Origin of the sequence: Leifsonia sp. A12D58 (assembly GCF_047530025.1) — a bacterium.
In the GTDB taxonomy this organism is placed as follows: domain Bacteria; phylum Actinomycetota; class Actinomycetes; order Actinomycetales; family Microbacteriaceae; genus Cryobacterium.
Map to the genome: position 1 here is coordinate 115,749 of NZ_JBLJAT010000002.1, position 19,697 is coordinate 135,445.

Below are 19,697 nucleotides of genomic sequence, written 5' to 3' on the forward strand. Positions count from 1 at the left end.
CTGCCTTGAGTCGTGCCGGTCGGGCGCTGTAACGGTCAGAGACCGGCCCTCATCTCTGCGAAGCTTGAACTTTCGTCTTCTCCCATTGCAGAAAGTACAAGCACCACCATGATGGGCACGCACCACGCGATTTCAGGGGCGGCGGCCTGGGTCGCAATTACCTCAACCGCCGCATCTCTTCCAACTCTCTCCCTCTATCCGCTGGGTTCGGTGGGCATCGCTCTGGGAGCGGTGGTGTGCGCGGGGGCCGCGCTCCTTCCCGACGCCGATCATCACAGCGCCACCATTGCGCAGTCGTTGCCTGGCGTTGGACGACTTGCAACGTCAGTCGTCTCCCGTGTCACCGGTGGACATCGCAACGGCACCCACTCGGCGCTCGCCGCATTCGCCGTACTCTACGGCGCGATCTGGCTCTCTCGCATCGGTTGGTCGACGGCGGTGTACGGCAGTTCGGCGAGCGTCGCCTCAGCGTTCGTTGTCGCGGCGCTGCTGGCCTTTTCGCTCAAAGTGCTGAACGCTGTCAAGCGGTGGAGCACGGCATGGACTCTTGGGGCTGTCGTCTCAATCGTGGTGAGCTGGCTCGCGCCTACCCAGTGGGAGTGGCTGCCGCTGTGCATAGCCGTGGGGTGGATCACGCATTTGGCCGGCGACTTCCTGACCACGGGCGGGCTGCCGCTGCTCTGGCCGTTGAAGCCGAAAGCGCCTCGGATACTGGGTAACGTTCCCGTGCTCAATTCGCTGTGGTCACGCGGTGGCAATTTCGCACTGCCGATCCTCGGAAACACCGGCTCTTGGCGGGAGTGGTTCGTGATGGTGCCGCTGGCGCTCTACGCTGCTGCCGGAGTGGTCGTAGCGATCTACAGCCTGCTCCACTAGGGCGACCGCTACACCGCGGACAACTGGCCGCGCACGATCGAGTCGCCGGAGTGGGCCGGATTTCCGTCATCCGGTTCCTCCGACACGTCGACAACCGAGTACCGGCTCAGATCGATATTTGACGGGATCGAGAACGTCCCGCTGGCACCGGAGAGCAGGCCGATGCTCACCAAGCCGGATGTCTCCGGATCGATCAGCCACACCTCGCGAAGCCCACCGCCAGGAGCGGAGAGTTCCACGACGACGTCGCGTGCGCCTGATGCGTCCTCTTCCACGCGTGCCGATCCGCTGGCCGACCAATTCGGGAACGGTTCGAGCACGGCCGCTGCGAGCACGGTCTGCGTGCTGGACGGCGCGAGCAGCGACGATCCGACGGCTCCGGCCACCACGCCGACCACGAGAGCGGCGGCGACCATCGACCAGCGCGTAACCGTCATTCGTATGCGGCGAATCGGCGTCACCGTCGCGCGAGGCTCCTCGGCCGAATCCACGACCGGAGCCACCGTCAGCGCTGGCTTCTCGGGCGCGGCAGGAACACGAGCGACCGAGGTTTCTTCGCCAGGAACCTCGGCGACAGCGTCCGACAGTCCGAGTTCGGCGTGGATGCGATTCCACACGCTGGCGGGCGGCGGCAGCACCTCGACGTCGCGGGAGGCCCGGCCCACACCGACAAGTCGACTGAGGGAGGACAGTTCGGCATCACAGCGCGCACAGTGCTCCATGTGCTGCCTCTGTTCCTCGTCGGGAACAGCCTCGCCCATTGCGAAAAGTGCCATGCTCTCGTCATCGAGATGCGTCATCATCCACCTCCAATCGTGTTCGTAATCTGCCGAGACTTCGCCTGATATGACTCTTCACCGTTCCGAGTGGAATTCCCGTGCTGTCGGCAATCTCTGAGTGGGTCATGTCTCCGTAGAAGGCAAGGGCCATGACCCGCCTGGGTACCGGTTCGAGTCGTTCGAGCTCGTCCGCCATCATCAGGCGCTCGGCGATGTCGACCAGTTCTGATCGTTCATCCGCTCCGGACGATGCCGCCCAGCTCTCCTCGATCCGTCGCACTTTCGTTCGGGCCTCGAGCGCATCGGCGATGCGGCGGCGCGCGATGCCGATCAACCAAGCACCGAGCTGGCCCTTCGATGGATCGAAGGTCGAGCGCCCGCGCCACGCTGAGATGAACACCTGTTGAGTGACGTCTTCTGCATCGGCGTCTATGCCGAGGGCTCGACGGGCGAGAGAATGCACGATTCCAGACCAACGCGCGTACGCATCGGCGAGCGCACGCTCATCTCCGGCGCTGAAGCGCTCGGCGATGTCGACGTCATCGTGATCCATCAGCTCTGTGTGCGACCTTTCGATCCTGGGTCGCGACGAATGAAGAGACTGTCGACGAGTCATCGACGGGTCGGGTGGTGCGACATTGTCGTCCAGCATACTCATAGCGTCAGGGCTGCAGCAGCGCTGTCACGACAACGTTGTCGAGATACGTGCGTCGATCGTAATCGAATTGCCCACCACAGGTGACGATGGTGAGTCGCGCCGGCCCCGTGCGATCGAAGACCGTCTCCCAGGGAACATCGGGCTTACTGACCATGCCCTCTTCCTGCACCACGTAGTGGTACTCGTGTCCGTCTGCTGCGGTCACGATAATCTCGGTGCCTGCTGTCGCTTCAGGTAGTCGCGAGAGCGGACCGATGTCATAGTCGAGCGCATCCACGTGGGCGGCGATCACTGTTGCACCCGCAGCCCCTCCCGGCCACGACCCGTAGCGATACCAGGCGGCGTCTGCGGGGTTCTTCGGAAGCGACATCGCACCGGTCTCCGTGGCCCCCTCTGGCTGCACCGTCATGTCGACCTCGATCGCCGGGATCTGGATTCGAACCGGAGGCACGGCCAGGGGCACCTGTTGGTCCAGGCCGGTGCCAGTGATCGGAACCTCCACGGATGCCGTGGGCCGCGGTGCGGGGGTCGGACTCGCTTCGAACGTCATCGGCGCTGATGTGGAATCGGGCTTTGGTGTGACCGCCCCGCACCCCGCCATTCCACACAGGCAGGCGACTGCCGCGGTGAGGAGGAGTGCTCTCCTCACCGCGACAGTCCGTTCGATGCCGGTCAGCGTCGCGCCTTCGCGCGAGTCGTTGCCCCCACGGCGATGACGGCGGCAGCCAGCAGGGCCAGAACAGACGCCCCCAGCGTCAGCCCTGCTGAGTCGAACGGCTTGTTGGTGGCCACCAGGCCTGCAGAGCCGGCAGGGATGCTGTCCGGGTTGGAGTTCATCCCGTCGATCGTCTGCACAGCGAGCGCGAGGTTCTTGTCAGCCAGGCTTCCCCATGCGTAGACAATCGTGTTCACGCCCTCTGCCACGTTGACATCGGCCGGGCCGATCAGCGGCTCGGTGGTACCCGCGGCCGCCACGGAAGCCGACACGACACCGGCAGGAAGGTCGAGAACCTTCTCATTGGGGTTGGTCAGTCCCGTGATGACGGGAGTGCCGCCTGCCAGCACGTCCACGGCGGGCGCCGCAGCAACGTGGCGAACGGTGAGGCGGCCTTCACCGGCAGCGATCGTCGACGTGTCGTTGGTGAAGAGCGTGGCCGTCGGTGTGCCGTCGGCCGTGAGGTCCGCGACAGCGGTGTAGTTCTTGCCGGCCTCGAGGGTGAGGTCGATCGGGCCGATGACGGGCTTGGAGGCGTCAGCCGCATCGGACGCGGTGATGGCGACAGTGTACGTGCCCGCTGCGAGCGAAAGCGGACCAGCCATCGAGCCTGGAGTGAAGTCGTCGAGCGTCAAGGCGTTGTTCACGTAGACGTCGACAGTGACACCCGGAACTGCGTGAAAAACCGAGAGCTGAGCGTCTCCGTCAGCGGCGAAACTCGGAGCGGCCGCTCCGAGAACAATGAATGCGCCGACTGCAATGCCGGCGGTGAGGGTCTTGCGCATAGTTACCTCCATGTCAGGCCCGAAGGCGCAGAAGTGCTGTCTATTGCTACTTCTGCCGAAAGAGGTCGATTGGATGCACTCTGACGAAAAAGATTCTGGATCGATCGAGATTCCTGGTGCCGGTATGCAGAATCCGGCGGAGAACGTCTGTTCTCCGCCGGATCCACGACACCTCGCGGATGTCACTCCGCCTGCGGTGGCAACGGGAGTGCCGCGAATCAGTAGCCGCTGGACCCAGTAGCCGCCATGGTGATCTTCGTTCCGTCTGGGGCGACGACCCACCAGATTCCCTGCACACCCTGACCCTTCACATCGCCGGCCGCCGTGTCGTTCACGAAGTAGTACAGCGGCAGTCCATCAAGGGTGACCTGGTTCTTACCATCGCTCGTCGTGATGGTGCCGACCTTTCCTGTCACACCGGTGACTGTCGGCGTGGTCGATGAGGTGGTGACGGGTGGCCAGGTAATCAGGCAGTCACCGGTGCACGCGCTCGTCCCCGACCCTGCGGTGTCCTTGTCGAACACGTAGGCGGTCAGGCCGGACCCGTCGACGACGATAGTGCCGAGAGACGATGAAGCAGTTGCGAGCGCTGTGGCGCCGGCGGGAGCAACTGTCGAGGGAGCCGTCGAGCTTGATGATGGGCTTCCCGCACCGTATCCACCAGAACCGCTTCCCATACAGCCGGCCAGTCCGAAGAGCGCGCTGGCAGCGATGGCGATCGACACAATGAGTTTCTTACGCACGATTGGTACCTCACTTCATTTCTCATTCCGTTATGGAGAGCACGAGACCCCAGCGCATCCGGTTCAACCGCCAGGCAAGCCGACAGGCAAGCAATTCGGCGATCAGCCGAGGGTGTGAGCCAGCAATACCGAGTGGTTCTCCAGCGACCGCAGCTCAACGCTCCGGATGCCGGAGATCGGGGTCTCGATCGAACCGGTGGTCGTCACCGTGCTTCCCGGAGCGGCGCTCCAGCTGGAGACCTGTGTGGTGGTGCCGGCCGCATCTGTCACGTAGAGGGCGTACCGACCGGTGGTCGCATATGCTCCTCGCGCTTCGCCCGCCGTGCCGTACGTGCAGGTCATGTCGATCAGGGTGCCCCAGGAAGCCGCCGCCAGGCTCACCGTTGCGCTGAGCGGGCTCGGCGTCACCGGGCTCAGCGCGATGGCGACACGCGGTGTTGCTGCCGGCTGCACTGTCGATGTTGTCGACTGGGTGGGTACAGCGGTCGGTGGGCCAGCATCGAGTGTGATCGGGAGCACGATGCCCATGGTCGCCGCTGCAGCCAATGCTCCGACGACGATTGTCGTCATTCGGCGCCTCCGCCGACGCAATCGGTACACCCGCTGCGTCAATCCGCCCAACACCGTTGACGGAATCCCGGCCGCGGTCTCTGCGTCGACGGCCAACGCGTCAAACGCGTCTGGGGCGGGCAGGGCAGACATCAGGCCGGGCATTGCAGCCAGCTCTAGGACCGATGCCGTGCATACCGCGCACTCGGCACGATGAGTCTCGAACTCGCGCCGTTCAGCTGGGGAGAGTGCGCCCAGCACATATGCCGCGTCCCACTCCGCGTAGCGCTCGTGGTCGGGTCCAGGTGTCGTCATCGGGTCACCCCCTTTTCTTGCATGGCAAGGCGCAGGGCGCGCAATCCGTAATGCATCCGCGACTTCACTGTGCCAGCCGGAATATCGAGTTCGTGAGCGATCTCTGCGACTGAGCGCCCGCCGTAGTAGGCGTGCACGAGTACCGCGCGGTGTTCGATCGACAGCGAGGCCAGCGCATCCGCTACCAGCCAGGCATCGAGGATTCGATCGGTCTCGTCGGTGACGCCTGGCTCGGGCAGGCTGTCAGTACCGAATTCGTGCCGATTCTGCGCGCTCCGCTTGCCATCGACGACCAAGTGCCTGGCCACAGTGAACAGCCAGGCGCGAGCTGATGCCTCGCTTTGATCGAGCACACTGGGCTTTCGCCACGCGCGAAGCAGTGTCTCCTGCACGATGTCCTCTGCCCAGGCTCGGTCTCCGGTCAGGTGAACGACATAGCGCCACAATGCGCCGGCGTGCTCGTCATAGAGCGTGCGGAGCAGGGCGGCTTCGTCATCAGGCATACCGGCCTCCTGCTCATGCTCATGCTCTTGTCAGAGGCCAACGCGCGCGGCAGACCCGCTCGAGCGACCCATTCAACAGTAAGCACGAGGCGGAGGGCTGGTTAGTTCAACGGCAGTGGACGGTTATGGAGCACTCTGGCCCCGCAACGCAGAATCCGGCGGAGAACCAATCGTTCTCCGCCGGACCCGAGGCACACCGCGTGGATGTCACTCCACGCGATGACTCAGGCACTCACCCGGCACCGACTCGGAGCACCGGTTTGCTCTCGAAATCAACCCAGAAGTTTTTGCTTTGCCGCCGCAAATTCCTGGTCGTTGAGCACACCCTGCTGGTGGAGCGCTGCGAGCCGTTCCAGCTCTGCGACAACGTTGCCACCGTCGTCGGACGGGGCAGCGGTTTGCTGCGTGGGGGCCTGCTGTTGCGCTGCCTGGGCCTGTTGCTGCGCTTGCTGCTGCTCGTACTGCGCGGCCTCTGCGCTTTCGTTGGCTTTGTTCTGCTGGTGGCGACTCACTCCGCCGGCGACCGCGGTTGCTGTCCCGGCGACAACGGCTGTGCGGGCGGCCATTCCGACGAGGCCTGGGCGGCCTGCCCTTCTAAACATTGGCATGATGTGATCCTTTTCCTTCTCAGCTCTCAGCGAGGGTCATTGCTTCGTTGACGATTGGTGCAGGAATGCGCTTGGCATCGACGATGTATCCGCCCGCCTCTGCCAGTCGTGACGCGAGGCTCTTCGCCCAGGTCAGTTCGACGACAAGCAGAAGTGCCGAGGTGCCTGGCGGTAGTGCATCGCCGAACTCGCGCATGTCGTCTGCGCCGGCCATGCCGCTCGCGCCAAGATCGATCTGGCCGATTCCGAACGAATCCGGTGCATCTTCTACTTCGATGTAGGCGAGCTCTCCTTCATCGGACCGCGAGATGTACACCAGGTCGAGCAGACGCACGGTGCCCGCTTCAACCAGGTCGGCGATCGCCCCCATCACTCCCGGGTTCGGTTCGTCGCCATCGAAGCCGGCGAGGATCATCTCGACAGGCCCGTATTCAAAATCAGTCATCGCAGCCATCCATCCACGTTGTGAACTCGCCTGATCAGGCGATTTTTTCGCACAGTACACCCGGTGGAAGACAACGGGGATGGTGATTGACACGACGACGTCGCACATCGATTTTGTTGCGTTCGGTCGCTATAAGCCGGACTGGTTATCTGAGCGCCTCTGCAACCGACGCAAAGACCCGTCCGTCTGCTCGCAGTGTGCTGAACCATTCCGTCTTTGACGCCATCGCCGTCGCCGCGTCGGGCAGCGCAGCGACGACGAGTGTGATGCCGCGCTCTGCCAGCTCGCGGTCAAGGTCTTCGAGCGCATCGATCACCATCAGTGATGTTGCCATCATGTGCGAGAGGTCGAGCACGACCCTGCTGACACCATCTTCGGCGTCGACGAGAGCCAGCACGGCCTGCTCGTTCTCCAGCACGTTGGCCGTGTACACCGATCCCTCGATCACGATTGCGAGCGTGGACCCGCGCCGCTCCCCCACGACTACTCGCACCCGGTTCAACTCGTGCAGGACAAGCGCAAATGTGGTGGCGACGCCCACGGCAACCGCGGCAAGCAGGCCGACTGTCAATCCCATGACAGCCGTGACGGTGGCAATCCAGAATTCGGGTCGGCTGATTCGGGCATACCGCACGAGTGCTCCGATGTCGATGAGGCCGACGACAGCGATGAACACCATTGCAGCGAGCGTGGCCTGGGGCAGCAAGCTGAGGACCCTGCCGAGGAACAGCGCGACAAGAACCGCCAGGGCCACCGTCACGAGCGTGGCGAGCTGTGACTTTGCCCCCGCAGCCCTGTTCACGGCGCTCTGGGAGAATCCGCCGGCGGCGGGGAGTGTCTGGAAGAATGCGCCGGCCAGGCTGGCTGCCCCGCTGGCCAGCAGCTCCTGGTTGCTATCGATCTGGGTGTCACCGGCCTCGCGGATCCCCCGGGCAACCGCCGCCGTCTCCAGGAAGGCCATGATCGAAATGGCGAGCGCTCCGGGGATCAGGCCGGTGATCCGCTCGAGCGACGGCAATGCAGGCAGCGGGAGCCCCGTCGGCACGGGGTCGATCAGCGCCACCCCGGCCGTCGTGATCCCGGCGAACGCAACCAGGAGAATGCCGACAATCACGACAATGAGCTGGGCAGGCAGCCTGGGCGCCATTCGTTTCGCGAAGACCAGCACGAGCACAGAGCCGACGGAGAGTGCTGTCGTGGCCAGGTTGATACCGGGCAGCGCCTCGATCAGGGCGATGACAGAGCGAATGAAACCGTGCCCGCTGAAATTGCTGTCGACACCCAGCATCTTCGGCAGTTGTCCAATGGCGACAGTTGCCCCCACACCGATCTGGATGCCGACTATCGTCGCCCTGCTGATGTTCTCCACCAGGGAGCCAAGTTTCAAGATGCGTGCCAGTACCAGGATGAGGCCCACGAGCAACGTGAGTGTCGTCACTGCCCTCGCCGGGTCATCCGAGCTGGCGGCTATGCCTCCGGTCACCAGTGTTGTCGCTGTGAGCGTGGCGATTGTCGAGGTTGTCGACACGCTCATCGCGCGGGAGCCGCCAAGCATCGCGTACACCAGCATCGGAACCATGCAGGTGTACAGACCAACCTGCACAGGGAGATTCGCGATTGTGGCATACGCCATGCCCTGCGGGATGATCACGGCCCCGGCCGAGATGCCCGCGAGGATGTCAGGCCGGATCCAGCTGCGCTGGTAGCCCGCGAGTGTGGGAAAGAACCAGGCCAGCCGCCGTGGCGTTGTCCTCGTCACCATGCCGGTCCCTGACCTGGTTCTCTCCGGCGACTGCACTATTGCCGCAACATCGCTGCCGCCAGGCGGTGCTCGTCATCGATGAGATGGCTCTGGTCATCGTCTCCGAGGTCGATCCGCGCCCACGCGATGCTCCCGGTGAAGGCATTGCCCGTCGGCTGGTAGTCAGATGACACCGGAGAAGCCAGGTCGATACCCAGGTCAACCGTCTCATCGAACGAGAACTGGAATGGCATTGTGCGGTCGATCCGGCCCTCTCCCAGCTTCTCGCCGTCAACGGACAGCGTGATAGTCCCGCCCTTCCCGAGGCCGTTGCCGTCATACGCGAAGTGGGCCTGCACCTCATGGGAACCTGCGGGAACCACGCTGTCTGCACCGATGAGGAACTCCTGGATACCGAGCACGTTGTACGCGAACTTGAGCGTGCTGTCTGTGGCATAGAAGCTCCAGCCGCCAAACGCCCCGCCCTGCGCCAGGATCACGCCGTTGACCCCATCGTCTGGAACCTCGACAAGAGCGGTGATCGTGTACGACTTGTTCTTGACGTTGATCACCGAATTCTCACCCAGTCGGCGCATCCCCGGATAGAAGATCTGGGTGGGGCGGTTGATCAGTGCCGGTCGGCCAGCCAGCTCATCGTTCAGTCGTTCAGCAGAGCGGATGTCCATCGGCAACACATTGAAGCGGGCCGCCTGGATCAGGAACAGTCGCTGGAGATGGGCGAGCCGCTCCGGCTCCTGGCTTGCCAGGTCGTGGGACTGGGTCCAGTCGGCCTCAACGTTGTAGAGTTCCCAGACATCGTCGTCAAGACCGTGGCTCGACGCCAGCCACGGATCCTTGTGCTTGGCGACAGCAGTCCAGCCCTTGTGGTAGATCGCCCGATTGCCCAACATCTCGAAGTATTGCGTCTCGTGCGCCTCTGCCGCGTCTGTGTCGTTGAACGAGTAATTCATCGCGGTGCCTTCATAGGGGCGCTGGGTGACGCCGTTCACCGTGCTGGGCTCAGGGATGCCTGCTGCCTGCAGCACAGTGGGGGCCACATCGATCACATGGCTGAACTGGCTGCGGATCTCTCCCCTGGCTGTGATGCCCTTCGGCCAGCTCACAATTGTGCCGTTGCGGGTACCGCCCCAGTGGCTGGCGACCTGCTTGGTCCACTGGTAAGGGGTGTCCATCGCATGCGCCCAGCCGATGGCGTAGTGGTTGTAGGACTTGGGAGTGCCGATGTCATCGATGTGCTCGATCCGGAACTCTTCGGTCTCCAGGGGCTCCATGTGGTTCAGCACGAATCCCTCGTTGGTCGTGCCCTCCATGGTGCCTTCTGCGCTCGCGCCGTTGTCGCCGATGATCACGTAGACCAGAGTGTCGTCAAGAATCCCCAAATCCTCGATGGCGTCGAGGAGGCGCCCCACGTGGTGGTCCGCGTAGGCGAGGAACCCCGCGTAGACCTCCATTTGACGGGCAAGGACGGGCTTTATGGCGTCACTCATCTCGCTCCACGCGGGGATTCCGGCGCTGCGCTCGGTGAGGACGGCATCCGCTGGAATGACGCCCAGTTGCTTCTGACGAGCGAACGTCTCGTCGCGCACCGCATCCCAGCCCTGGTCGAACTGGCCCTTGTACTTCGCTGCCCACTCCTGGGGAACATGGTGGGGAGCGTGCGTGGCACCAGGGGCGAAATAGGTGAAGAAGGGCTTGTCCGGCGCAAGCGACTTCTGTTGCCTGGTCCAGTTGATCGCCTTGTCGGTCATATCGGCCATGAAGTGGTAGCCCTCTTCCGGAGTTCCCCACGGCTCCTGCGGAGACGTGTTCTCGTAAATCGCCGGGTACCACTGGTTGGTCTCACCGCCGAGGAAACCATAGAAATACTCGAATCCGCCGCCAGGGTGCGGCCAATGATCGAACGGTCCGACAGCGCTGGTCTCCCAGACCGGCACCTCGTGGCATTTGCCGAACTGGGCAGTGTTGTAGCCGTTGAGCTTCAGCGTCTCAGCAAGCGGAGCACAGCTGTTGGGACGCAGGGAGTTGTATCCAGGCGCACTGGTGGCGATCTCGGTGATCCCGCCCATGCCCACCGTGTGATGATTGCGGCCAGAGAGCAGCGCCGCCCTCGTCGGTGAACAGAGAGCCGTGGTGTGGAACCTGGTGTACTTGAGTCCCTGGGCGGCGACCCTCTCGAAGTTCGGCGTCTGCACGGGGCCGCCAAATGCACTCGATGAACCGAACCCGGCGTCGTCGATCAAGACAATCAGCACGTTCGGCGCGCCCGCCGGCGGGTTAAGTCGACGAATAGGTGGATACGCCGTGTCGGGGTCTGAGGCGTCGTACGTCACGGTTCCTGTGTATGCCAGATCGGGAATCGGCAATGCCGTGCGCTGGATATCATCGTCTGCCTGTGTCATGTCTGCGAGCCTCCCTGGGCGGTCTTTTTACAGTCGTGCACGTATCATGCGCGCGCCCTGCCCACACCGACAAGGGCTTTCCCCTCGGCGCGTTAATCGCTATGGTCTGGGAAAAAGGGGAAATCGTGCAGCGACCTCTCATCGGACTCACCCGGCACAATCTCCTGCGGGAGACAGCCGCCGGTGTCACTCTGCTCGCCATCGCCATCCCGTTGAACATCGGCTACTCACAGATTGCCGGCCTGCCGCCGACAGCCGGGCTCTATGCGTTGATCCTGCCGACAGTCGTCTATGCGCTCACCGTTTCGTCCCGCCAGCTCGTCGCTTCACCGGATGCCGCTGCCGCAGCACTGGTGGCTTCGTCGATCGGCGGACTCGCAGTGGCCGGCAGCCACGATTATCTGACGCTGGCCTGTGCACAGGCGATCATCAGCGGGGTGCTCTTCGTGGCCTGCGCCTATTTCAAACTGGGCTTCCTGGCGAACTTTCTGTCACGGCCAATCCTGATCGGCTTCGTCGGCGGTCTCGCGCTCGACATCCTGGTCAGCCAGGTCGCCAAGATGTTGGGCGTGAAGATCGACTCGGGCGGAGAGTTCATCGACAAGGTCGGCGGACTCTTTGGAGGCCTCGACACTCTGAACCTGTGGTCGGTCCTGATTTCGGCTGTGGCCATCGTCATCCTTCTCGTCGGCAGGCGAGTGGCCAGGGCAGTACCGTGGGCACTCGTGGTGCTCGTAGTCGCCACGATCGTTGTTGTCACTGCTGGCCTCGAGAGTGCAGGGGTAGCCGTGCTCGGACCCGTCGATGCAGGACCTCCCACCCTCACCTGGCCAATCCTCGACTGGTCGATGTGGCTCGCACTCATTCCGTCCGCCATTGCGCTCACCCTGGTCACCACTGCTGAGGGGCTGCTGGTCTCACGCAGCTACGGAGACAAGAACAGTTACAGCACAAGCCCGAACCGCGACCTGTTCGCCTTCGGCCTCGGCAACATCGCCTCTGGAGCGACAGGCGGATTCGCCGTTGGATCGTCTACGTCCCGCACAGCGGCGATGGACCAGGCGGGCTCGCGCACCCAGTTGCCGAGCATCATCACGGCCGTCGGCACCCTGCTGCTTCTTCTCTTCGGTACAGCGCTCCTTGAAGACATCCCCTCTCCTGCCATCGGGGCGATCGTCGCGGTCGCCGTGATTCCGTTGCTTGGCATCGCCGAATTCCGCCAGCTGTGGCGCCTCGACAGGTTCGAGTTCCTCATCGGCGTCGTCTGCTTCCTCACCACGCTGTTCATCGGCTCAATACCCGGCATCGTGGTGGCTTTCGTCCTGGCACTGATCAACCTCGCCAAGCGCGCGGCCAATCCGGCGATCGACGTTCTAACGTCCAACGACAATCCCGGCGATTCACTACTGGTCGAGGCCCCACGCGGCACACTGACGGCACCGGGGATCATCGTGATCCGCCTGGCCGCACCCTTGTTCTTCGCGAACGGGCCGGTCTTCGCCTCTGCGGTGAAGAAAGCGGTGACTGCGGTTCACGATGACTCGGTCCGGCATATCGTCATTGACATGGAGGCCATCACGGATGTCGATGTCACCGGCGCAGAGAGCTTCACCACCCTCAAGGAGTGGCTCAGTGCCCGAAACATCGGGGTGAGCTTTAGCCGGATGCGCCCCAATTTGAAGGAACGCCTGCTCGCACTGGGAGTCCTGGGCGATGAACACGTGTTCGAGACGAACCGCGCAGCGGTTGCCTCGCTCGGCACGACAACGAGAGAGGAATAGTCATGGGATCCACTATCGGAGATGTGCTGAGCCTGGCCCTCGGCATCCTGATCAGCCCGATCCCGATCATCGCGGCAATCCTGATGCTGCTCTCACCGCGGGCGCGGGCTACGAGCATCGGTTTCATGGTGGGCTGGATCCTGGGCATTGCGTTCGCCGTGACACTCTTCACGCTGATCTCGTCGCTGCTCCCCGAACCAGGGGCGGACGATTCGAAACCAGTGGCTGGCACGATCAAGATCATCCTGGGTATCCTGCTCCTGCTGCTCGCACTCAGGCAGTGGCGCGGGCGGCCACGCGGGGATGACGAACCGAAACTCCCCGGGTGGATGAAGGCGATCGATTCCATGACCGCGGCAAAAGGCGTGGGTCTCGGTTTTCTGCTGGCCGCTGTCAATCCGAAGAACCTGCTGCTGAGCATCGGTGCCGGCCTCATCATCGGGGCAAGTGGGCTCCCTGCCGGGCAGGTCACCGTCGTGATCATCGTCTTCACCGTGATCGCTGGGGCATCTGTGCTGGTTCCCGTTATCGCCTACCTCGTCGCTTCCGCCAGAATGGCGGGCCCGCTCGACGCAATGCGCACCTGGATGACGCGGGAGAACGCGGTCATCATGAGCGTGCTGTTGCTCCTGCTCGGCGTGGTTCTGATCGGCAAGGGCATCGGCAACTTCTAGGCCTCGCGTACTAAGCCTCTGCGGACTCCAGGTCGCGGGCGATGCTTCTGAGCGCCTGGGCCGGTGTCTCCCCCGACTGCACGAGTGCCACTATCACCTGGCGGGCCGGAGTAGGAAGCTCTGTCGTCGCATCCTGCTTCAGCAATGGCCGGAACAGCTCGACGAGCTGCTTCAGCTCCGTGGCCAGCGCGCTCGCGGCATCCGTCGACGGATCGCGAAGCCAGCCACGCAACTCAAAGTTGTGCGTCGACACCACGCTCGAGGCGAAGGCGAGGGTTGCCCACTCCGGCGCAGCGGGCAGGGCGGCTCGAAGGAAATCGGCGATGCTGCGCTCGTAGCGGTACGACGTGATCAGCTCGCGGTCACGGAGCACCGGGTTCTGCTGCAGCAGCTCGTGCCGCAGCCGAGAGGTCTCTGGGCGCCTGAGGTGGTAGTCGAGTACCTGGCGCGTGCCCTCCTGCACGGCGTTCAGCGGATCGCCGAGAAAGTCGGTGAGCTGCGTTTGCAGTCGCTCGATGAGAAAGTCGTGGTCAGCGAAGACGATGTCGTCCTTCGACCCGAACCGCCGAAAGAATGTGCTGCGACTGATCTGGGCGGCGTCGGCCAGCTCATCAACGGTCGTCGACTCGTAGCCATTGCGTGCCAGCAGTTTCAGAGCGATCTCCATGCTCTGTGGCGGCTCGGGGGGCGTCTCGCTCGATCTCATAAATTCCTCGCTCTGACTCCGGCGGGTGGGCACTCGCACTCCGCTTGAACCTCAGTATCGTCTGTTGACACTCCGGATCACAAATGAATAGTGTGGATGCACGAGCAATCGCGCGCGACGACGTCAATGATTCGACTCTCGCATCCCCATGCAAAGGAGCATCCGTTGCCCACGATCGACGTTACGTACGAACTTCTGGCCGACGTGCCCGTTCCGAGCTTTCCCACCTTTCACGCCGCTGCCACCCGGTCGGCGTAAGCACCAGACATCCCCCGATTCTCTCCGACCACCACAGAATAAGGAGCCTGACATGGCAGCCCAGCCCACCCTCGTCGGCACGACAGCCCCTGAGTACCACCTCGACGAGCCGCTCGATCCAGACTTCGCCGGCGTCTTCCGCGGCATTTCGGCCGAGGACCTGGCCTACCGCGACCGCGCACGGGCATTCGTGCGCGAAGACGTGCTCCCGGTGATCGACGGCTACTGGGATCGCGCGGAGTACCCACTGCATCTCGTACCGCGCCTGGGCGAGCTCGACCTGCTGCGCGACGGCCTCGACATCGACGGCTTTGAGCCGATGAGCCCGATGGCCGCCGGCCTGATCATGGCCGAGGTGAGCCGCGGTGACGGTTCGGTGAGTACCATCATCGGCGTGCAGGGCGCCCTCGCTCTGCGCTCGATCGCACTGCACGGCTCGCCTGAACAGAAGGCCGAGTGGCTGGAGCCGCTCGCCCGCGGACGCAAGATCGGCGCGTTCGCCCTGACAGAGCCGACCCACGGCTCCGACTCGGTGAGCCTGGAAACTCGTGCAATCACCACCGATAACGGCTTCGTGATCACCGGTGAGAAGAAATGGATCGGCAGTGGTTCCGTCGGCGACGTCGCCGTCGTCTGGGCCCGCGGTGACGACGGCCAGGTGCACGGCTTCCTGGTGCCGCAGGACACCCCGGGGTACCGGGCGAAGACCATCACCGGCAAGGCGTCGCTGCGAGCTATCTGGCAGGCGCACATCGTGCTCGAGGATGTCGAGGTGCCGGCATCCGCTCTGCTGCCCGGCTCCCACAGCTTCCGTGACACCTCGACAGTGCTGCAGGCGACCCGCCTCGGTGTGGCCTGGGGCGCCCTCGGACAGGCAACTGCCTGCTACGAGACCGCGGTGCACTACGCCACGCAGCGGGTGCAGTTCGGCCGCCCGCTGGCTGCCTCCCAGATCGTGCAGGAGCGCCTCAGCCGCATGCTGAGCGAGCTCACGCAGCTGCAGACGCTCGTTGTGCAGCTGACCCGGCTCGACGAGGCGCACGACCTCAGCGGTCCGCAGGCCTCACTCGGCAAGTACACGGCGACTCGCACTGCGCGTTCGATCGCCGCCAACGCGCGTGATCTGCTCGGTGGCAACGGCATCCTGCTGGAGAACCGGGTCGCCCGCCATTTCGCCGATATCGAGTCGCTGCACACCTACGAGGGAACTGAGACCGTTCAGGCGCTCATCCTCGGGCGTGAGATCACCGGACACTCGGCCTTCACCGGCTAAGTTTCGCCCTTTTCATCCCTCCCTGACCATCAGCCTTTACGCACAGCCCTCACGCACAGGAGTACGACGCATGACCAACGATGAGATAACCCCGGTACTGATCGGTGGCGCGCGCACGCCGTTCGCCAAGTTCAACGGCGCCTTCGCGTCGCTCGGTTCCACCGAACTCGGCAGCCACGCCATCCGCGCGGCACTCGAGCGCTCGGGCGTCGCGGCGCAGCAGGTGGATGCCGTCATCATGGGGCAGGTCATCCAGGCCGGCGCGGGTCAGGGGCCCGCCAGACAGGCCAGCATCGGCGCCGGTGTCGGCTGGGACGTGCCCACGGTGACAATCAACAAGCTGTGCCTGTCTGGGCTGACGGCCATCATCGATGCCGCCAGGCTGGTGCGCACAGGTGAGGCGCAGGTCGTGGTGGCCGGTGGTCAGGAGTCGATGAGCAACGCGCCGCACCTGTTGCTGAAGTCGCGTCAGTCGTTCAGCCTCGGCGACCGCACGCTGCACGACTCTCTCAACTACGACGGGCTGCAGGACCCGTTCGACCGCAAGCTGATGGGGCAGGCGACAGATGACGGCAACGCCATCCGCTCGATCTCGCGCGAGCGTCAGGACGAGTACGCAACTGCGTCACACCTGCGCGCTGCGAAGGCCAGAGAAGCCGGAGTTTTCGCCGATGAGATCGCTCCTGTCGCCGTGCCGCAGCGCCGCGGTGAGCCGGTGCTTGTCGCCGAGGACGATGGCATCCGCCCGACAACGACGGTTGAGGGTCTCGCCAGGCTCTCGCCGGTGTTCAATCCCGACGGCACGATCACTGCGGGCAACGCGTCGCAGCTCACCGATGGCGCTGCGGCCGTGGTGGTGGCGAGCAAGGCGTGGGCCAAGCGCAATGGCGTCGAATGGCTGGCAGAGATCGGCGCACCCGGACAGGTTGCCGGGCCCGACGGTTCGCTGCACTCGCAGCCAGCGAATGCCATCGCCGCTGCACTGCGCAAGCAGGGCATCACCGGCGACCAGCTCGACCTGATCGAGATCAACGAGGCATTCGCCTCTGTCGTGCTGCAGTCAGCCGATGATCTCGGCATCGATCTTGCCCGCGTCAATCAGTCGGGCGGTGCCATCGCTCTCGGCCATCCGGTCGGGGCATCCGGCGCACGCCTGGCACTGCACATCGCCCTCGCCCTGAAGAAGCGTGGTGGCGGTATCGGCGTCGCAGCGCTCTGCGGCGGCGGCGGTCAGGGCGAGGCGTTGATTCTCAGCGCGTAGATCGACCAGGTTCCACCCCTCTCACGCCACCGCAGCGCCGCGCGGTCCGCACTCGGTCGATTTGACAGCCGATATACCCCCATAGGTATAGTTGGGGATACCCCCGAGGGTATTCGCAATTCTTACCACGACAAGGGTGTGCCAGATGTGCCGAGCAACACGATGCCGCGTATGCGGAAAAACGACATGGGCGGGCTGCGGCCAGCACATACAGACGGTGAAGCAGAGCGTGCCTGCATCGAACTGGTGCAACGGCACCCACACACCGGCTCAGATTGAGGCCGCGTCGGCGAATCGCGGCGGGTTCTTCGCTCGCCTGTTCGGCCGCTAGGCGCGCCCGCAGCCCAGTCGTTACCTACACACCAACTGATTACAGAGGAATACACACTATGTGCGCACGCGTCACTTGCCAGAACTGCAACAAGCCAACATGGGCAGGCTGCGGCGAGCACGTCGAAGAGGCGCTGGCTGGCGTTCCCCAGGCCGACCGCTGCAGCTGCTAAAGCGGCCGGGTACTCTCTAGCGAGAACCAACCATCATCTTTTGGGTACCGATAGCTCCGAGTAGTGCCAGCTTGCTTGCTGATTCACTATCGGGCTCTGCGGTGCACATCATGATCCGCAGATCATGGCGCTGAGTGGTGAGGATGTCACAATCCACGTCAAGCGTGCCCACCTCGGAGTGAACGACCCGCTTGATCGTTGGCCCGTGTTCATTGATCTCGTGACGCGCCCAGATCTCCTGGAACTGAACGCTTGTCTCGTTCAGCCGTGCGACAAGTTGCAACAACTGGGGGTCGTCGGAGTAACGCCCCGCGCTTCGGCGCAGGTCGCCCACCAATGACGCGTCAAGTGCGTCTGCGCTGACGGGACCGTGCAGATGGCAGTCCGAATCGCCAGCGAAGTGCAGCCACAAAAGGTTGCGATCCGCTTCTCGCGATGAGTAGGGGTCGCCCATCAGCGCCGCCCACATCGGGTTCCAGAGCAGAAGATTCCACATCGCATCAAAGACGGCCACTGGCCGTTTGCTGTCGCGTTCCACAAGTCGGCGAATGCTTGCGGGCACCATCCTGCCGATGCGACCGCCGCCGGTGGCATGCCCGGCAAGACGGAACAGGTGCTCCTGTTCAGTGTCGCTGAGCTGCAATGCCCTGGCGATCGCGACACAGACCTGCACAGAGGGAGCTGACGAGCGTCCCTGCTCGAGTCGCACTATGTAGTCGACTGACACATTGGCCAACACGGCTAGTTCTTCGCGCCGCAGACCGGCGGTGCGCCGAGTGGAGCGTGCCGGCATATTTGCCATCTGCGGGGCAAGGCGCTCCCGCCATACCCTCAACAATTCTGCCAATTCTCCCGACGAACTCATGACTTCAAGTGTTGCAGCATCAACTTTGAAGTGGCTGGTACTCCCGCTCCCAGGATGGGTCATCCGCGGCCAGAGACGCTAGGACCGGACGTCTCTGGAGCAGGTTGGCATTGCACCGTACGGTGAAGATCATGACCATCAGGGTGTCGAAGAAGATCCATCGAACCGACGAACTGCTGGCCTTCTTGCCCCATTTCATTAATCTGTAAGGAACTCATTCATGATTGTCATCACCGGAGCCACAGGTCAACTTGGACACCAGATCATCAATCACTTGCTCTCCCGGATACCCGCCAGCGAGATCATCGCTGTTGACCTCGAATCTCCGAAGGCCGCAGCATTGGCCAGCCTGGGCATTGAAGTTCGCTTTGCCGACTACAACAACCCCGAGTCACTGCTGAATGCATTCGCAGGCGCCGACAGGGTGCTGCTGGTGTCCTCACCCTCGGGTCCAGATGCCATGCGCGTCGCCCAGCACCAATCAGCAGTCGACGCTGCGATCGCGGCCGGCGTAGAACTCCTCGCATACACATCTGTGACACACTCCCCCACCAACTTGATGGGAATGGCGCCCGTGCACCGGGCCACTGAAGAGGCCATCGTTGCGTCCGGGATTCCCGCGGTCATCCTGCGCAACGGCTGGTACGCCGAGAACCACACGGCCGGCATCAGCGCGGCCCTCACCTATGGCACCCTCGCCGGGAGCGCGGGCACGGGTCGGATGGCCTCGGCGAGCCGCGCTGACCTTGCCGAAGCCGCGGCAATCATCCTGACCCTCGACGACCAAGCCGGAAAGCTCTACGACCTCACCGGCGACACTACGTGGACGCTGGTTGACCTTGCAGCCGAGGTCACAGCACAGTCTGGCAAGACTGTCACGTACGCGGATCTTCCGGCTGAGGACTACCGCCAGATGCTGAATCAGACCGGACTGCCCGAGCACATCGTCGAGCTCATCGTCGATGCCGATGTCGCGATCGCGAATGGCACGTTGGACTACATCACCAGCGACCTGAGCACGCTGCTGGGTCGGCCCACTACCCCGATGGCTGCGAGTGTGGCGTTGGCGCTGAAGGACTAGGCGCTTGGATGTTGGTGGCCTGAGAGGGCCACCAGCTCTCTGTCAGCTCCGCGACCCGGAGCTTCTCAGTAGCCGGGAATTACGAGCACCAACTTGCAGCGCGGACAGCGGTGGCAGGACTCGATCCCCTCGGCAGTGTCGACACCGTCATCCTGCAT

The 19,697-nt window shown here is 63.6% G+C and carries 20 protein-coding genes; 7 read left to right on the forward strand and 13 right to left on the reverse strand.

All coding sequences use genetic code 11. The features are described 5' to 3' along the window. The first annotated feature begins 108 nt into the window (after positions 1-108). Entirely contained in the window at positions 109-876 is a 768-nt protein-coding gene (locus ACMT3I_RS06400; RefSeq protein WP_414803634.1) for a metal-dependent hydrolase, read from the forward strand. A gap of 8 nt (positions 877-884) precedes the next feature. Here ACMT3I_RS06400 and ACMT3I_RS06405 read toward each other — a convergent pair whose 3' ends face one another. The 11 genes from ACMT3I_RS06405 to ACMT3I_RS06455 all read right to left on the reverse strand — a co-directional run bounded on the left by ACMT3I_RS06405 (position 885) and on the right by ACMT3I_RS06455 (position 11,137). After that, positions 885-1,676: an anti-sigma factor gene (locus tag ACMT3I_RS06405; RefSeq protein WP_414803635.1), complete on the reverse strand. Its 792-nt coding sequence runs from the start codon at positions 1,674-1,676 to the stop codon at positions 885-887. Next, positions 1,660-2,208 carry an RNA polymerase sigma factor gene (locus ACMT3I_RS06410; protein WP_414803636.1) on the reverse strand — a complete coding sequence of 183 codons (549 nt, stop codon included), beginning with the start codon at positions 2,206-2,208 and terminating at the stop codon, positions 1,660-1,662. Before ACMT3I_RS06410 ends, ACMT3I_RS06405 begins: the two co-directional genes overlap by 17 nt. Positions 2,209-2,317: 109 nt before the next feature. Continuing rightward, positions 2,318-2,863, reverse strand: a complete 546-nt coding sequence (locus tag ACMT3I_RS06415; protein WP_414803637.1) for a class F sortase — start codon at positions 2,861-2,863, stop codon at positions 2,318-2,320. Between the two features lie 122 nt (positions 2,864-2,985). Next, positions 2,986-3,813: a DUF4397 domain-containing protein gene (locus ACMT3I_RS06420; protein ID WP_414803638.1), complete on the reverse strand. Its 828-nt coding sequence runs from the start codon at positions 3,811-3,813 to the stop codon at positions 2,986-2,988. Between the two features lie 218 nt (positions 3,814-4,031). Beyond that, the gene (locus tag ACMT3I_RS06425; RefSeq protein ID WP_414803639.1) at positions 4,032-4,556 is read right to left on the reverse strand and encodes a hypothetical protein; all 525 of its coding nucleotides are present in this window, start codon (positions 4,554-4,556) and stop codon (positions 4,032-4,034) included. 102 nt (positions 4,557-4,658) lie between these two features. Continuing rightward, positions 4,659-5,420 (reverse strand): hypothetical protein, encoded by a 762-nt coding sequence (locus ACMT3I_RS06430; RefSeq protein ID WP_414803640.1) that lies wholly within the window; start codon positions 5,418-5,420, stop codon positions 4,659-4,661. Further along, complete coding sequence (locus tag ACMT3I_RS06435) at positions 5,417-5,923, reverse strand: sigma-70 family RNA polymerase sigma factor (RefSeq protein WP_414803641.1); 507 nt, start codon at positions 5,921-5,923, stop codon at positions 5,417-5,419. Before ACMT3I_RS06435 ends, ACMT3I_RS06430 begins: the two co-directional genes overlap by 4 nt. Before the next feature lie 272 nt (positions 5,924-6,195). After that, entirely contained in the window at positions 6,196-6,531 is a 336-nt protein-coding gene (locus tag ACMT3I_RS06440) for an SHOCT domain-containing protein (RefSeq protein ID WP_414803642.1), read from the reverse strand. A 19-nt stretch (positions 6,532-6,550) separates the two neighbouring features. Next, positions 6,551-6,976 (reverse strand): DUF6325 family protein, encoded by a 426-nt coding sequence (locus ACMT3I_RS06445; protein WP_414803643.1) that lies wholly within the window; start codon positions 6,974-6,976, stop codon positions 6,551-6,553. A gap of 145 nt (positions 6,977-7,121) precedes the next feature. Next, positions 7,122-8,738 (reverse strand): SulP family inorganic anion transporter, encoded by a 1,617-nt coding sequence (locus tag ACMT3I_RS06450; RefSeq protein ID WP_414803644.1) that lies wholly within the window; start codon positions 8,736-8,738, stop codon positions 7,122-7,124. A gap of 35 nt (positions 8,739-8,773) precedes the next feature. Next, a complete protein-coding gene (locus ACMT3I_RS06455) occupies positions 8,774-11,137 on the reverse strand; it encodes an arylsulfatase (RefSeq protein ID WP_414803645.1) in 2,364 nt (787 codons plus the stop codon). A 125-nt stretch (positions 11,138-11,262) separates the two neighbouring features. Here ACMT3I_RS06455 and ACMT3I_RS06460 point away from each other — a divergent pair, with 125 nt between their 5' ends. Together ACMT3I_RS06460 and ACMT3I_RS06465 are read left to right on the forward strand one after the other, a co-directional pair. Beyond that, on the forward strand, positions 11,263-12,918 hold the full coding sequence (locus ACMT3I_RS06460; protein WP_414803646.1) for a SulP family inorganic anion transporter: 1,656 nt from the start codon (positions 11,263-11,265) through the stop codon (positions 12,916-12,918). Between the two features lie 2 nt (positions 12,919-12,920). Further along, positions 12,921-13,592, forward strand: coding sequence for a GAP family protein (locus tag ACMT3I_RS06465; protein ID WP_414803647.1), 672 nt, complete (start codon positions 12,921-12,923; stop codon positions 13,590-13,592). A gap of 10 nt (positions 13,593-13,602) precedes the next feature. On the opposite strand, the gene ACMT3I_RS06470 is transcribed toward ACMT3I_RS06465, so the two are convergent. Continuing rightward, complete coding sequence (locus ACMT3I_RS06470; RefSeq protein ID WP_414803648.1) at positions 13,603-14,259, reverse strand: TetR/AcrR family transcriptional regulator; 657 nt, start codon at positions 14,257-14,259, stop codon at positions 13,603-13,605. A 349-nt stretch (positions 14,260-14,608) separates the two neighbouring features. On the opposite strand from ACMT3I_RS06470, the gene ACMT3I_RS06475 reads away from it, so the two are divergent. The 3 genes from ACMT3I_RS06475 (at position 14,609) to ACMT3I_RS06485 (ending at position 17,421) form a co-directional block, all read left to right on the forward strand. Beyond that, positions 14,609-15,829, forward strand: coding sequence for an acyl-CoA dehydrogenase family protein (locus ACMT3I_RS06475; RefSeq protein ID WP_414803649.1), 1,221 nt, complete (start codon positions 14,609-14,611; stop codon positions 15,827-15,829). 70 nt (positions 15,830-15,899) lie between these two features. Beyond that, positions 15,900-17,090 carry an acetyl-CoA C-acetyltransferase gene (locus ACMT3I_RS06480; RefSeq protein ID WP_414803650.1) on the forward strand — a complete coding sequence of 397 codons (1,191 nt, stop codon included), beginning with the start codon at positions 15,900-15,902 and terminating at the stop codon, positions 17,088-17,090. A gap of 145 nt (positions 17,091-17,235) precedes the next feature. Next, the gene (locus ACMT3I_RS06485; RefSeq protein WP_414803651.1) at positions 17,236-17,421 is read left to right on the forward strand and encodes a hypothetical protein; all 186 of its coding nucleotides are present in this window, start codon (positions 17,236-17,238) and stop codon (positions 17,419-17,421) included. Positions 17,422-17,609: 188 nt separating this feature from the next. Here ACMT3I_RS06485 and ACMT3I_RS06490 read toward each other — a convergent pair whose 3' ends face one another. After that, entirely contained in the window at positions 17,610-18,458 is an 849-nt protein-coding gene (locus ACMT3I_RS06490) for a helix-turn-helix transcriptional regulator (protein ID WP_414803652.1), read from the reverse strand. A gap of 220 nt (positions 18,459-18,678) precedes the next feature. Here ACMT3I_RS06490 and ACMT3I_RS06495 point away from each other — a divergent pair, with 220 nt between their 5' ends. Next, a complete protein-coding gene (locus tag ACMT3I_RS06495; RefSeq protein WP_414803653.1) occupies positions 18,679-19,539 on the forward strand; it encodes an SDR family oxidoreductase in 861 nt (286 codons plus the stop codon). Positions 19,540-19,697 lie beyond the last annotated feature (158 nt).